This is a genomic window from Aureispira sp. CCB-E (genome assembly GCF_031326345.1).
Classification (GTDB): Bacteria; Bacteroidota; Bacteroidia; order Chitinophagales; family Saprospiraceae; genus Aureispira.
This window is the reverse complement of record NZ_CP133671.1, coordinates 2799728-2813915: the sequence shown is the minus strand read 5'-3', so window position 1 is coordinate 2813915 and position 14188 is coordinate 2799728. Positions and strand designations below refer to the sequence as shown.

The following is a 14188-nucleotide window of genomic DNA, read 5'->3' as shown; positions in this document are numbered from 1 at the left end:
AAGCCAAAAGAGGTTGACTCGCACTGATATACTATCTTATTTTGATAGATTTTTTGATTTTAAAAGGAGGATATAAGGCCTTTATTGATCCTTTCACAAAGAAAAACCAAAAAATATTCCTTTGGAGAAAAAACTACTAAGAAAAGAGAATCATATTAGACATCATTTGTGTTACTTTATAGTTTTTTCAAATAATTAAAAAAACAAAAAACACTAACTATCAAACACTTACCTATCAACCTTATCTAACTCACTTTATTTTATTTTTTGCAATATTTACTTTCTTATAATTGATATTATCTTTGCGCAACAGAAAAACAAGAGTTTTTTGAGGGATCAAGAGTTTTTAACTTTAAAATATCTAATTTACAAGGTTAAAAAATGTAAGCCTGCAAAGGCTTTGGAATGATATTTTCTGCATTCTTTTTACGTATCAATGATACTTTTAAGTAATCGTTCAAAAAAAATAACAAGTACCACGCAGTAGCAGCGTAGCTAAAACAGCCTTCTTTTTGCGCTACTCTTCATCAGAAAAACTTGTCTTAGCTCGCTAAGCCTTCCTTTTTCTTCTTGGATTCGCAAAAAAATAATCCCATTTTTGTTCTTCTTTTTTCTGACCACTTACTTAAAGCATACCAACCAATATTTAATCTACTCACTTTTATTTCTATTCAAATGCAAGCAATTTCCGCACTTTTTATAATTATTGGTCTATTTTATTCCTCTTTTGCATCTGGGCAGTATACTGCTGATGAGCTTTTTCAACAAGGGCAAGAAAGCTTTGATCAGGGCGATTTTGATGCAGCTGTTGCTTATTACAGCGATGCATTAGAAAAAAATGCCCAAATGATAGAAGCGATCATCAATAGAGGTGTTGCTTATGAACGATTGGAACAATATGAAAAGGCATTGGAAGATTACGAAATTAGTATCGCCATAAACCCTAACTATCCCGTTGTTTATAACAACATGGGATGGATTTATTTTTTATATGGCAATTACAGTAAAGCTATTAATAACTATAATAAAGCTATTGCTTTGGATCCTCAATTTGCTTTAGCTTATAACAATAGAGGGTTAGCTAATAGAGCTTCTGAAAACTTAAAAGAAGCATTAGATGATTATAGGAAAGCCCTTCTTTTGGATCCTTATTATGCCGATGCTTATGATAATATGGGCGATATTCGTTTTGATTTAGAGCAATATTCAGATGCACTAATTCTATATTCTCAAGCTATCGAAGTAGATTCCTTTTTTATATCAGCATATAACAACAGAGGACTTACTTCTATGGAAATTCAACGCTACTGGGATGCTATAGAAGACTTTGACAGAGCTATAGAACTAGATCCATCTATCCCACTGTTATACATCAACAAAGGAAATGCACACAAAGAAAACAAACAATTTTTAAAAGCAATTGTTGCCTATTCTAAAGCTATAGAATTGGATCCTAACAATACTTCTGCATATCTTAATCGAGCTTATTCTAAATTGCAAGCAGAACAGTTGCTAAGTGCCTATGAAGATGTTCATAAAGTCCATCAATTAGACACCAACAATGCATTGGCTTATTATTACTTAGGACTGCTAGAGGCTGCCTCTAACCGCCATCAAGAGGCATTGAACAACTACGGAAAAGCACTGAATTTAGATCCTTACTTAAAAGGAGTTGCCGAAGCGCAAGAAAAAGCAAAAAAAGCATTGGGACAAGATTCTCCAACAACCGACTAATTTCTTTATGAAATATGAACAACACTATAAGAGATTATTAGCCTCTAATAATGCAGCCAATAACCTTTTGGTTTTAAATTTACTTCAAGGACAAGAAAACTGGTCAAAATCTAAAGCGTTGACTTGGATTCTTAATTTATTTATTACCGACCTCCAAGAATTACAACAAGAACGTTTCTTGTATTTTGGATCAACTGGTTTATCCTTTATTTTTCATCACACAATTCTAACAGATTTCCCTCCCCTTGCCGCCTCTAACGACACGACACCTTCTTTGTACAAAGCTATTTTGATCTGCCGCATGCACAGCCAAAAGCAAAGCAAAATTTTGTACAAAATAGATTACATTGAGGATATTTCTAATTTATTAGACAAGTATAAACAACATCTTTTGGAACATTTAGAGCTAATTATTCGTAATTTTGTAACAGAGTTGAAGTAATCCTTAAACCTCTATACTTTCTTAATTCTTATTCTTTGAGTCGTTTTAGTAACAGCATTAAAAATATTTTTTATTTCTTTTGGGTACGCCACCTAAAAAAAACGCTTGTTGCCCTATTGGCAATCAGTCTAATTTATTGGTTTTGCCTACCTAAGAAAATCTTTGATACACCAACTAGTATTGTTTTGGTAGATCGAAATGACTATTTGTTAGGGGCACAAATTGCATCTGATGGTCAATGGCGTTTTCCGCATAATGATTCCGTTCCTCAAAAATTCATTACTGCCATTACAGAATATGAGGATCGACGTTTTTTTGATCATATTGGCATTGACTTAACAGGAATTGGACGAGCCGTTCGAGACAATTATCAACAAGGCAAAATTGCAAGTGGAGCGAGTACCATTACCATGCAAGTCATTCGAATGTCTACGCAGCGCAAAGGGCGTTCTATCTATAGAAAAATGCAAGAAATGATGATGGCTACTCGATTAGAATTGCGCTATAACAAGTCTCAAATTTTAGCCATGTATGCTTCCAATGCTCCTTTTGGTGGCAATGTTGTAGGCTTGGATGCTGCTGCTTGGCGGTACTATGGTAAATCTCCTCAACTCCTATCTTGGGGCGAGGCGGCGACTTTAGCCGTACTGCCCAATAGCCCAGGTCTAGTACATCCAGGAAAAAACAGGCAACGTTTGTTAGAAAAACGCAATTTATTACTATCCAAACTTTTAGAACGAGGTCTAGTGGACTCTATGACAATAACATTAGCCAAGGAAGAAGCGATTCCTCAAGCCCCCTTGCCACTCCCTCGCCTAGCTCCTCATTTGGTCAGTCGTATTGCACAAGACCAAAAAACAACCGACAGCAAAAAAAAGTACGCTTATTTTAAAACAACAATAGAATCCGATTTGCAAATTCGCATCCAACAGCTGATGCTTCAACAATACCAACGTTTGCAAAATAATGGTGTTCACAATATTGCCGTTTTGGTAAGCGACACTAAATCGGGAGAGGTACTTTCCTATTGGGGAAATGTTATTCCACCTAATACAACTGAAAACCAAGGACAAAATGTTGATATCATCACCGCACCACGAAGCACAGGTTCTATTCTAAAACCTTTTTTGTATGCATCTATGTTACACAATGGGAATTTATTACCACATAGTTTGGTTCCTGATGTTCCTATGTATCTTGGAGGGTATCGTCCCAAAAACTTTTACGAAAATTATGATGGTGTTGTTCCCGCTAGTCGAGCTTTAGTTCGCTCACTCAATATACCGATGGTTAGAATGCTTCAACAATATGGAACTGCAAACTTTTGTACTCAACTCCGCAAGATGGGGTTAACAACAATCACACAATCTCCCAAACACTATGGCCTTTCTTTAATTTTAGGAGGTGCAGAAGCTACTCTATGGGATTTGTGCGGTGCTTATGCCAGTATGGGCAGAACGCTTCTAAATTATCAAGAACGCATCCAAGATCAAACCGAAGCATATAGCCCTTCTGATTTTAGACCCTTGCATTATTTACTAAAAGACAGTACTCCCACTCCCAAATCGTTTTTAAGTGAAGCTCCTATCCTCAACGCCACTAGTATTTACAATACGTTTGAAGTAATGCGCCAATTGGAACGGCCTAATTCTGAAGGTGGCTGGCGATACTTTCAATCTTCTAGAGATATAGCTTGGAAAACAGGAACCAGTTTTGGTTTTCGGGATGCTTGGGCAATTGGGGTTACCCCTGAATATACCATTGGAGTATGGGTTGGCAATGCAACAGGAGAAGGCAAACAAGGATTAATTGGTGTAAAAGCTGCTGCCCCAATTCTATTTGATGTGTTTAATCAACTACCTCCAACTTCTTGGTTTACTCCTCCTCAACATGCGTTAAAAAAGCTACCTGTTTGTAAGAAAAGTGGTTATAGGCTTTCCAAATATTGTACAGACATTGATACGGTCGAAGTAGGTTCTAATGCTTATCAAGTCAAAGCCTGCCCTTTTCACCAACAATTACACCTAGATAGCAGCCAACTGTATCAGGTAACAAGTGCTTGTGAGTCGGTCAACAATATGGTTTCAACCTCTTGGTTTGTGCTGCCTCCTTTGGAGGAATATTATTTTAAAAGCAAGAATCCAAGCTACAGAAAACCTCCAGAATTTAGGCAAGATTGTCGTTTTGGAGCTGAACAGCAATCCATGCAGTTTATTTATCCCAAAAATCCAACTACTATTTTTATTCCTGTAGATTTCGATGGCGAAATAAATGGAACCGTCTTTAAGATTGCTCATCAACTCCCCCAAAAAACAGTTTACTGGCATTTGGATAATGAATATTTGGGTATGACAAAGGATTTTCACGAAATGGAACTAAAACCTCTACCTGGTCAACACAAAGTCGTGTTGGTTGATGAAGATGGCGTACGTCTTGAACAACGCTTTGAAATTGTACTCAAAAAACGGTAGACGTTGTTCTTTTAATCCTCTTTACCTTCTGATCATCAGGGGATAAAAGCCTCAATTTTACTTCGTATAACTGCTTTTTCTTTGTACCTTTGGAAAGAGTTACAACATACTCGTAATTAGTATCCCTATTAATTTCTTGATTACTACTCTAAAACCTTGTTGTATTACAATTTATACTTTGTGAATTGGATTCTCTACAGTATTTATTTCACGAAGGAATGACAATTTAATATTAAACAATTATAAAGATGGGTAATAATCATACAAACTATTGGAATGAACGGTGGGCAATAGTTCGTCCTGACATAGAAACGCTCGGAAAAACCTATTACTTTTCGGATTATGGCAGAATGAAAAGTATTGATAAAATTACAGGCAAGGAAAAATTTCTAAAAGGTTGCCAATTGACACAAGGTTTTATTCTTTTTAATATTTTCCTTAAAAACCGTCAACAAAAACGCTTTTATTTACACAAATTAATTGCAGAACAATGGGTTCCCAAAGAACACGAAGGTCAAACCTTTGCAATCCATTTGGATCGAAACGTCAGCAATAATTTCTATCAGAATTTAAAATGGATGTCTCAAGAAGAAATGACACAATTTCTTGCCGAGCACGGTGTTTTTGATCCTCAAAAAAGAAAACGTAACCCACACTATAAGCTTAACCCTGCTCGAGTTCAATTGATCAGAAAGCGATTAAAAGAGAGCAAAAATCGTAGAAAAATGATCGCTAAAGAATTTAATATCTCGGTAGAACATTTAAAAAAGATTGAAAAAAAGGAAATGTGGGGTTGGGTAGAAGAATTGAAGTAGCGTTTAACGAGTTATTAAGAAAATGATTCGCCTCAAATCTGTATCAAAGTCATACTTAAAGTTTATCTTTGTTCAATTAATAAATACTTCGTGGATGATTCCATGAGATTGTTAAAACAAAGGATGATTACTTACTTTAAGTTATTTTTATAAAGCCCCCGATGCATGAAGTTAATTAGTCTATTACTTTTTATAGGTTTGATCAGTTTGTCTAATATTTCTATCAAACTCCCTACAACAGACATAGAGCTAGGAAAAGAACTTTTTTTTGATACATTATTGTCGAAGGACAGTACTATTAGTTGCGCATCCTGCCACCAACCAGCCTTTGCATTTGCCGATACCGTTGCTTTTAGTATTGGCGTTAGAAATCAGAAAGGTACTCGCAATACCCCTTCTTCCATGAATATGCTATCAAGACCTTATTTTTTCTATGATGGTCGAGCTGGCTCTATCGAAGAACAAGTATTAATGCCTATTCACAATCCAATTGAAATGGATTTATCCATCTCTGAACTGCTGAGTCGCCTCAACAATCATAGTCATTATCAAGCAGCATTTCAAGCAATTTATGGTACCAATCCTGATTCTGCTACATTAGGAGCAGCTTTAGGCGCCTTTGTTTTTTCGTTGGAATCGCCAGGTGATTCTCCTTTCGATGAGTGGATTAATGGCAATACAACTGCTATGACTCCAGAACAAATAAAAGGAAGGGATATTTTTAATGAAAAAGCCAAATGTTTTGATTGCCACTTTGGACCAGATTTTACAGGAGATGAATTTAGAAATATTGGTTTGTTTAACGGTAGCGATACCTTGGGAGATGTTGGTCGCTTTGAGCACACCCAAGATTCTAGTGATTTAGGCAAACTAAAAGTCCCAGGTCTACGAAATATAGCTATTACAGCTCCTTATATGCACAATGGCATGTTTGCTACACTAGAAGAAGTTGTTGATTATTATGACAATCCAACACAATTCGTTCATGGAGCTATTAATACAGATACCTTGTTGCAAGAACCTCTAAATTTAACCCAAGAGGAAAAAGATTGCTTGGTTCAATTTTTACATGCGTTGACCGACAAAGCATTTATCAATACGAACGACTAGTTTATAAAAAAAATTCTCGATTCCCAACATAGAGTTACATTAAGAATCAAGAATTAAGTAAATACGGATAGCTAAAAAGCTATCACAAACACTTTCTATTTAACCAAACTTATTTATTTTATAAAACTGTAATCTGTTGTTGCTTTCTCATGACAAAGGTTACAAGCGCCATTCATCAAGTTAGCACCACGCTGTTTTGCACCTGAAGCATCTGTTGCAATGGTACCATCTGCATTCAATATAAACCATTCCCAGTCGTTGTGAGATGAATTGAAACTATTGCCTCTTTTAACCATACCTACGTATGCTTCTACCGAACCAGAAGTGTTGTACACGTGTTTAGCAATCGCTGTTCCTACTGGGTACGTTCCATTAACTGGGTCTTGAGCATCTTTGTAATAAATTTTACGAGTAACAGTACTGTCATTACCTTCATGTGCAGCTCCTAAGGTAGGATCTGGACCTGATTTTGTAGCAGCCAATTGCCAGCTTGCAAAACCAGAAAAAGTAGCATCATCTGCAATAAATTCAGAAGGTTCAGTTGTTTTTTCTTGACAAGATTGAGTAGTGTATGCAATAAAAAGTAAAGCCGTTGCTGCAAAAAATAATTTAGTAATTTTCATTTTTCTTAATAATTGTGATGGATAAAAATGGTAGTACTTACAGAGTAGTAATACTACATGAACTGTCTTTTATTTATATAGTCGTAAAAATGACAGAATCCTTACATATCCATTTGCTTTTTTTTCATTTTTTTTATCATTTCTTTTTTAAAATCCTCTGAAAGCCCCATTTGTTCTACATTTGAGGCTTTTTTATTTTTTATCCAAAATGATAATAATTGGCTTTGTTTTTTGTAAGCGGCGCAAGCTTTGCACATCATTAAGTGCATTTTTAGTCGCATCTTGGTCAAAATAGAAAGGTTTTCCGTTGCTTCCTTTTCTATTAATTGAGTGGCTTTTTTACAAGTATACATAATGAAGTTAGTATCGATTAAAAAGGGAATTTGCCCCCTTAAATTCTAGATTTTTGAACATCTGCGTATCACCTTACTATATATAGTACAGCAAGCTATGCGCTATTAAAGGTAAATTTTTTCTGTAGCAAAATCTACGATTTTATGGCAGTCTCACAAAAGCCCAAGACTTTAGCTTTAACCCAAAAACGTAGGATAGTTATATAGCCATGTTAGAGAGCGGTCTTTTTTAGTATTCAATTGTTTGTAAAATAGCTTTTATATCTTCAATTTTCCCCATTTTTACATCAGGTCTGACTCGCATCTCTATAGTTGCTTCATTTTCAAAACCATACTCTTTTAACTCTTTCTGTTTTTCTTTTGCTTTTAAGGTCAAATCATTTTTTAGAGTTGCTAATGTAGTATATTCTTTTTCAATAAAGATACTATCTGTTGTTATAAAGAGTTTTAGACTAGTTAAGTCTTTTATTTTTATTTCTTGGTAGCTTTGGTATAATTTAATAATACACCCTAATTGAAATCCTTCTGAATTTAGCGTTTCATTTCCTAAAGTCGAGAAGTTTTTTTTTGATAAGTCTATAACTTTATCAAAAGATTCTTCCACCATGTAAAGGTTTAGACTATCATAGATGCTTTTATTTTTAGCAGATATTTCAATTTTGCACGAATCTGAAATGTCTATTTCCATTTTACATAAAACATCAAAGTTGTATTTTTTTATGGTAGAGTCTACATTACTTTTTCTATCAATCAAAGAATTGAAAAGCTTAACTAAGGATTTCTCATCTTTAGGATTTAGCAACTTTTTCTCTATAAGATAATTTTTAAAATTCTTTAGTTCTTCATAGGATTTTTGGTTTTTAATTTGTCTTTCAAGACATTGAAAATAAGTATATTTCCTTTCTTGAGGAGGCTCATTTTTTATAGAATTGTTACAGGATACAATAACCAATGTAAGCCAAATAATCAAAGAAAATTTCATGAGGTTTAGTTTTTGTATTTTTAATACTCTCACTAAGCTTGAAACCAATACTTGTTGATACAAGCACGCAATCGAAGCTTTGTTCGGTGAATTATTTGCCAGAGATTGGTATTGCTGATTCCCAAATCTTGACAGATAAGATCTGTATTTTCGCTTTCCATAATCTTTAGGCGTACAACTGTTCGATAGTGTTCTGGCAATTTCGTCAAGCAAGCATCCAAGACAGCATTAAATTCTTGGTCTGTGATTAAATTTTCTGTATTGGTCCAAGAAATATCTCTTGCTTCTTTGCGCCACATTCCCATTCCTATAAAATGAGCATTCTCATCCATCTCCTCCTCACTATATCCATGCGTAGCTTGTTTGCTTTCTCGTTCTAGTTTTCGATAATAGTCAACAATTTTGTTTCTAAGAATAGAGAACAACCACGATTTTTGGTTTTGAATTTCTCCAGCTTGCTTTGTGCTCTGCAAAGCACCTAAAAAAGCCTCTTGTACTAAATCTTCTGCAACATGCCGATCCCCTGTTTTGGAGTAAGCATACCGATAAAGGGCATCACTATGCGTATTGACCCAATGAGCCACATCAATTTTCTGAGAAATAGATTCTTTCATTTTATTTTTTTTACATGAAAGCTACTAGGGGGCATTGTAGCTGCTTATTGTCTTGGTTTAGGTATTGGAGTAAGTGTCCTATTTCCCTCTAAGTTAATGTAAACTAAGAATTAATAAAACTTACGAACCATAAAAAATAGTTCACGACCACACAGTAGCAACACAATCAAGTACTAATTCAAGATAGCGCACACTATTTATAATTCAATTAAGTAAGAGGTCAGAAAAAGAAGAACAAAAACGATTACTTAACCTTCAAAAGGTAAACCTTTTAGAGCAATACCTAGAAATAGGTGCAAATTCTGTCGTTAACAAAACCTATATCTCATAAATGCTCTATTAAGAAAGATTAGAAGCCACAGGGTTAGAATTTTGTTCTTCTTTCGAGCGAGCCGTTATTTCTTGAATAACAAAAAAACCATCGCTCCCTTGTTGTTGGTACAACGGCATCAAAATCAGACCATCATAAGGAGAACATACAGGTCCATTTTTATCGTATGCCAAAATTTCTCCCTTTTCAATAGGGTCAAAGTTGCTATAAACCTTGCTGTCAATCATTTTAAAGTTATCATCTGGTTTTATTTGATGCACATACATCAACTTAGCTTCTAATGGAAGCCCCTTGGACCGTTCTTCTAACAGTTGATCGTGTTTATTTTCTATATCTTTTGCATAAAAACCTCCTATCGATTTAAAACACTGGATAATTGCAGAGACAGCATGCTTATAAGAATCTTCACTTTGATGCTGCCCTGCCTCAAAGCAAACAGCATTCATATCTACTTCAAAATTTTCTTGTGAAAAATAATGTAAGGTAGTACCTTTTAAGCCATCCAAAAATCCGTGCAATACGGGCGCATGCATATTTAAACCAATTCTTCTCGCTTCTGGATTTTGTGAAGGAATTGTAAAGATTCCTCCATGTGCAGTCGTTGTATGCAAATCTAAAACAACAACTCTAGGAGGTTGGCACAAATCAATATAAGCATCAATTAATTCTAAATTCTCTTTGATCTCTTGATCTTCAGCATCTAAATCTGCTATATTTTCTATTTGACGAATGCGATTAATCTCTTGTGGCAACCAACTCCTATTCAAATCCTTCTCAATATATCGTACATTTGCTGCTGCTGCTTTCATATTTCCCAACAAAGCAACGATTCTACCACAAAACTCAAACTTAGGATTTTTAATATATTCTGCATCAATTGCTTTAAACAACTCCTGAACCGCCTTATATCCAGCAGGTTCATTTCCATGAATTTGAGCAAAAACAATCATTAAAGGTCCTGGCTTACCGCCGATGCGTTCCCCTATTATTCTATTCTTATTAACAACTTTATTCATAAAATTTCGTATTTTTAGGCTACGTCCTATTGAAGTAAAGCTTTTGTGTTTGTTTTCACCAACACCGCCATAACAAACTAATAATCAACAACATTACCACAATCCACCCTAAACTATTGATTATTAACCAAGCTGTTCGAAATAGCAACACAACTAACTACTAAAACATCAACTATAAAAGCTTATTCATACTCCAACCCACTCTTTGATAATTCATTAAGTACACATATACAAACAAAAGTTAAAGAAATTCGCAACTAGTATTGTTACAAATCGTTACAAATTTACGTTATTGTATGTGTAATGTCGCTAAGTCTAGAATGTACTAAATTTATTATAATGGTCGTAAAAGCAAAGATACGATTAGAACTTGAATTTTCCTAGAAGCTGTTCTTAATTTAAACCAAACAGAAACAGAGTAGAAACCTTTTATACCTACTAAAAATTTGGGAAAGGTATTTTTATATAGTAGTTAGCTATGCTGCTACTTCGTGGTCGTTGAAACCACGCAGTAGCAGCGCAGCTAACTATTGTTTATAAGAATTGCCTCAAAATAATATTTCCCATAAAAGTCCTAATTCAACAGTTGACCTTTTTCGTAGCTATTCCATTAAAGTTAGTAATAACCACAGCCAATAATTGAATCATCATAAAGCCTTGTATTTTTCTCTAACAAATTGTTACATTATGTAGTATATAAAAATTTGCAACAATGGTTCTCAGGGATTTTGTCTAATATCAATTAATAATGCCCAAGAGACTTCCAAGTGATCTTATTTATGAAAATAATAACAACACTATTTTTCCTATTTTTATATCCACTATTCATAGCGGCACAATCGGCTACTCCTAACTGCAAGGAGTTATTAGAAAACGCCAACTACTACCTATTGCAAGGAGAATACAAACAAGCACTAGCACATTATCAAGCTGTACAAGTCTGCGACCCTACATTTTCTGGTAGTATTCACAAAAAGATCCATGCTTTATTTGAATTGTTGTATGAACATCGACAAAAAGGCAATTACCCCTTAGGCAATTCTAACTTGGTATTAGATTATCAAAATGGAAAATATGGCTATCTAAATGCACAAGGAAAGGTTGTATTTCCCTATGAATACAACACAGCACTCCCCTTTTCACCGTCAACGGCACACGCTGTTGTACAAAAAGGCAAGCATCAGTATTGGCTAGATAGTTTAGGACAACTTTTTCTTTTGGCAAAATCCGTCCAAGATCTCACCCTTAAAACAGAAGTTTTAGACTTGAGTCATCAAGGTTTAGAAACATTTCCAAGTTCTATCCTTCGTTTTCCAAAACTCAAATTTCTACTATTGTCTAAAAATAATCTATCCGAAATACCAGAATCAATTGATCGACTTCATCAATTACAGTTTTTGGATTTGGAGGGAAACAAACTTAGAGCACTTCCCAATTCTATTGGCAATTTGGAACAGTTGAGCTACCTCAATTTATCAAGAAATAAAATTATGGAACTGCCCTATTCTTTTGGTAATTTGAACCAACTTCGTGTTTTAGAGCTTTCTTCAAATAACTTAATTCAATTACCTGAATTTTTTGGCAATTTATCCCATCTAGAGCGGTTGTCATTCCAATGGAATAAGCTTCAGATGCTCCCCTCCTCTTTTGGTGAATTATCTAGTTTGGAATATCTAGATTTGAGAGGTTCTGAACTGGTCTCTTTGCCTGAGTCATTTGGAGAATTATCCAACCTACAAACACTACAATTAGATTGGAATGAAATTGATTATATTCCTAAAAATATCGAAAACATAACCAAGCTTGAATATTTAGACCTGAGTTTCAAAAACTTAGAAGAGTTGCCTTATTGGATTGGTTATTTTATACATTTGAAGCACCTAACACTTAGCAACAATCTGTTGAGTACAATCCCCGAAGAAATTGGGCTACTAACAGAGCTCCAACACTTGGATTTAAGTGCCAACCAGTTGCAATTGTTGCCACAAAATATTATTCATTTAAAACAACTGCAATATCTAGACATTAGCAACAATGAATTATCAACCTTGCCATTATTTTTTGAAAATTTAACCATTTTACAAGAATTAAAAATTGGCTTTAATTCCTTTTCATCACTACCAGAGTCTGTTGGCAAACTAACTAAGTTAACATTATTAGATTTACGACTCAATAATTTAACCCAACTCCCTAACTCTTTCGAGCAATTAGAAAACTTAAGACAATTGCACTTGGAAAACAACCGCCTAAAAAGTATTCCAAAGGCACTCGGAAAGTTAAAAAAACTCCTTTATTTGGATCTTGGTTATAATAATCTAGAAACCATCCCTGAATCTATTGGGAAATTAATTTACCTCAACCACCTCAACTTAGAGGGGAACCAACTTTCCAAACTTCCTCCATCTATTTTAGATTTGGTGGCATTGCGAAAATTACGTTTACTCAACAACGCCATCCCTTTAGAAAAACGAGCATTTATCGAAGCTCGCCTACCTCATTGTGCTGTTGCTTGGGAATAGCAAGAATTGCTTTGTTACTCTAAGAATGTTTATTTATTCCATTTCATATTATTGGGCAGAGAAAATACTACAACCTCGTACTAGGTCTGTTAAGATCAACCACTAAATTTCCTCCCACTCCCCCAACTGAGGGTCAAATTTAGCAAAATCCCCTGTATCTGTAAATTCAGAAGCTGTCATGCCTATCTCAAAAATTCCATCTTCTGAAAAGCCAGACGAAAAGGACAGTTGAGATTTTGTCAAAATAGCAACAATTCCATATTGTCCTCCTTTGAAATTGAACTCAATTGAATCAGCTGTTTCTTTTTCAATCTGGAACTGGTATTTAAGCAATCTCTCTTTTAAAGATATAAATTGCTCTGCTGTAAAATTCAACACCAAATTTTCATTTTCTAAAAATTCAAATCCTGTGTTTTGTTCTTTAACTTCTTTTCTAAAAAGGTATACATGATAACTCATTGGATTACTTTTTTGGTAAAAAATACTGTGATAGCTTATTTATTAACTCTATTCTATCAATCCTCCACAACGGGAAATTCTAATTCTTTGACTGTTGCTGTATGACGCCCTACCGTCAACAAAAAAGTTGCAGTATCTGCTGTTTGGTTCTTTGCACTAGAGACAATTTTGATATGCACATTCAAATCCTCTCGTATTTCTTTCATACGTTGAATTATTGCCTCAATTTCTTCTCTAGTATCAGAACGTACAGTTCCACGAATAGCATCTTCATCAATATCTTTGTATAATACGCCTGTATTATTCATGACAATATATTCAGGAGTAGTTACATTAATAGACACCGCCTCTTTTACCTTTTGACCTTCTACCAAAAGTGGAATATCCATATTGGGCACCGATAGAATATAAGAAGTCTCCATTTTTTTTCCTTGCAAAGCATACCGCCCTGCTTTTACGAGTTCTCTTAGTATCACTTCGGGCAAATCAACCTCAACAGTAATGTCTATTCGCACTCCCCCTTCATCCCATGCCTGATGCTCTAACAAATGGTTGGGTACTTTGATATTTACATTGGGGCACTTTTGGGGATTTAGGGTTTTCACGACCTTTGTTTGAGCGTTGATCGCTGTTATCATTCCTAGTAATAATAATGTTATGACATTTTTCATAGTTATAATAGTTAGTTGTATAGTATCATTACTTCGTGGTATTTCGTG

General features: G+C 34.7%; 13 protein-coding genes. 6 read left to right on the top strand and 7 right to left on the bottom strand.

The genetic code is table 11. The annotated features are described in order from the left end of the window. Positions 1 to 675: 675 nt before the first annotated feature. From QP953_RS10605 to QP953_RS10585, 5 genes are all read left to right on the top strand, one after another. Positions 676 to 1734 carry a tetratricopeptide repeat protein gene (locus QP953_RS10605; protein WP_309554967.1) on the top strand — a complete coding sequence of 353 codons (1059 nt, stop codon included), beginning with the start codon at positions 676 to 678 and terminating at the stop codon, positions 1732 to 1734. A gap of 7 nt (positions 1735 to 1741) precedes the next feature. Further along, positions 1742 to 2176: a hypothetical protein gene (locus QP953_RS10600; RefSeq protein WP_052598705.1), complete on the top strand. Its 435-nt coding sequence runs from the start codon at positions 1742 to 1744 to the stop codon at positions 2174 to 2176. A gap of 35 nt (positions 2177 to 2211) precedes the next feature. Further along, entirely contained in the window at positions 2212 to 4647 is a 2436-nt protein-coding gene (pbpC, locus tag QP953_RS10595; protein ID WP_309554966.1) for a penicillin-binding protein 1C, read from the top strand. 248 nt (positions 4648 to 4895) lie between these two features. Continuing rightward, the gene (locus QP953_RS10590) at positions 4896 to 5462 is read left to right on the top strand and encodes a hypothetical protein (RefSeq protein ID WP_052598703.1); all 567 of its coding nucleotides are present in this window, start codon (positions 4896 to 4898) and stop codon (positions 5460 to 5462) included. Between the two features lie 165 nt (positions 5463 to 5627). Then, the gene (locus QP953_RS10585) at positions 5628 to 6572 is read left to right on the top strand and encodes a cytochrome-c peroxidase (RefSeq protein ID WP_052598702.1); all 945 of its coding nucleotides are present in this window, start codon (positions 5628 to 5630) and stop codon (positions 6570 to 6572) included. 113 nt (positions 6573 to 6685) lie between these two features. Here the strand turns inward: QP953_RS10585 and QP953_RS10580 are convergent, their stop codons facing one another. From QP953_RS10580 to QP953_RS10560, 5 genes are all read right to left on the bottom strand, one after another. After that, positions 6686 to 7195 carry a hypothetical protein gene (locus tag QP953_RS10580; protein ID WP_309554965.1) on the bottom strand — a complete coding sequence of 170 codons (510 nt, stop codon included), beginning with the start codon at positions 7193 to 7195 and terminating at the stop codon, positions 6686 to 6688. A gap of 101 nt (positions 7196 to 7296) precedes the next feature. After that, a complete protein-coding gene (locus QP953_RS10575; RefSeq protein ID WP_309554963.1) occupies positions 7297 to 7548 on the bottom strand; it encodes a hypothetical protein in 252 nt (83 codons plus the stop codon). A 229-nt stretch (positions 7549 to 7777) separates the two neighbouring features. Beyond that, on the bottom strand, positions 7778 to 8530 hold the full coding sequence (locus tag QP953_RS10570) for a hypothetical protein (RefSeq protein ID WP_309554962.1): 753 nt from the start codon (positions 8528 to 8530) through the stop codon (positions 7778 to 7780). 32 nt (positions 8531 to 8562) lie between these two features. Continuing rightward, positions 8563 to 9144 (bottom strand): sigma-70 family RNA polymerase sigma factor, encoded by a 582-nt coding sequence (locus tag QP953_RS10565; protein WP_309554961.1) that lies wholly within the window; start codon positions 9142 to 9144, stop codon positions 8563 to 8565. A 339-nt stretch (positions 9145 to 9483) separates the two neighbouring features. Beyond that, positions 9484 to 10491: a succinylglutamate desuccinylase/aspartoacylase family protein gene (locus QP953_RS10560; RefSeq protein ID WP_052598693.1), complete on the bottom strand. Its 1008-nt coding sequence runs from the start codon at positions 10489 to 10491 to the stop codon at positions 9484 to 9486. 779 nt (positions 10492 to 11270) lie between these two features. Between QP953_RS10560 and QP953_RS10555 the strand changes: the two genes are divergently transcribed. Next, positions 11271 to 13010: a leucine-rich repeat domain-containing protein gene (locus QP953_RS10555; protein ID WP_052598691.1), complete on the top strand. Its 1740-nt coding sequence runs from the start codon at positions 11271 to 11273 to the stop codon at positions 13008 to 13010. A 102-nt stretch (positions 13011 to 13112) separates the two neighbouring features. Here QP953_RS10555 and QP953_RS10550 read toward each other — a convergent pair whose 3' ends face one another. Continuing rightward, positions 13113 to 13469: a hypothetical protein gene (locus QP953_RS10550; protein WP_309554960.1), complete on the bottom strand. Its 357-nt coding sequence runs from the start codon at positions 13467 to 13469 to the stop codon at positions 13113 to 13115. Between the two features lie 56 nt (positions 13470 to 13525). Then, positions 13526 to 14140 carry a hypothetical protein gene (locus tag QP953_RS10545; protein ID WP_052598686.1) on the bottom strand — a complete coding sequence of 205 codons (615 nt, stop codon included), beginning with the start codon at positions 14138 to 14140 and terminating at the stop codon, positions 13526 to 13528. Positions 14141 to 14188 lie beyond the last annotated feature (48 nt).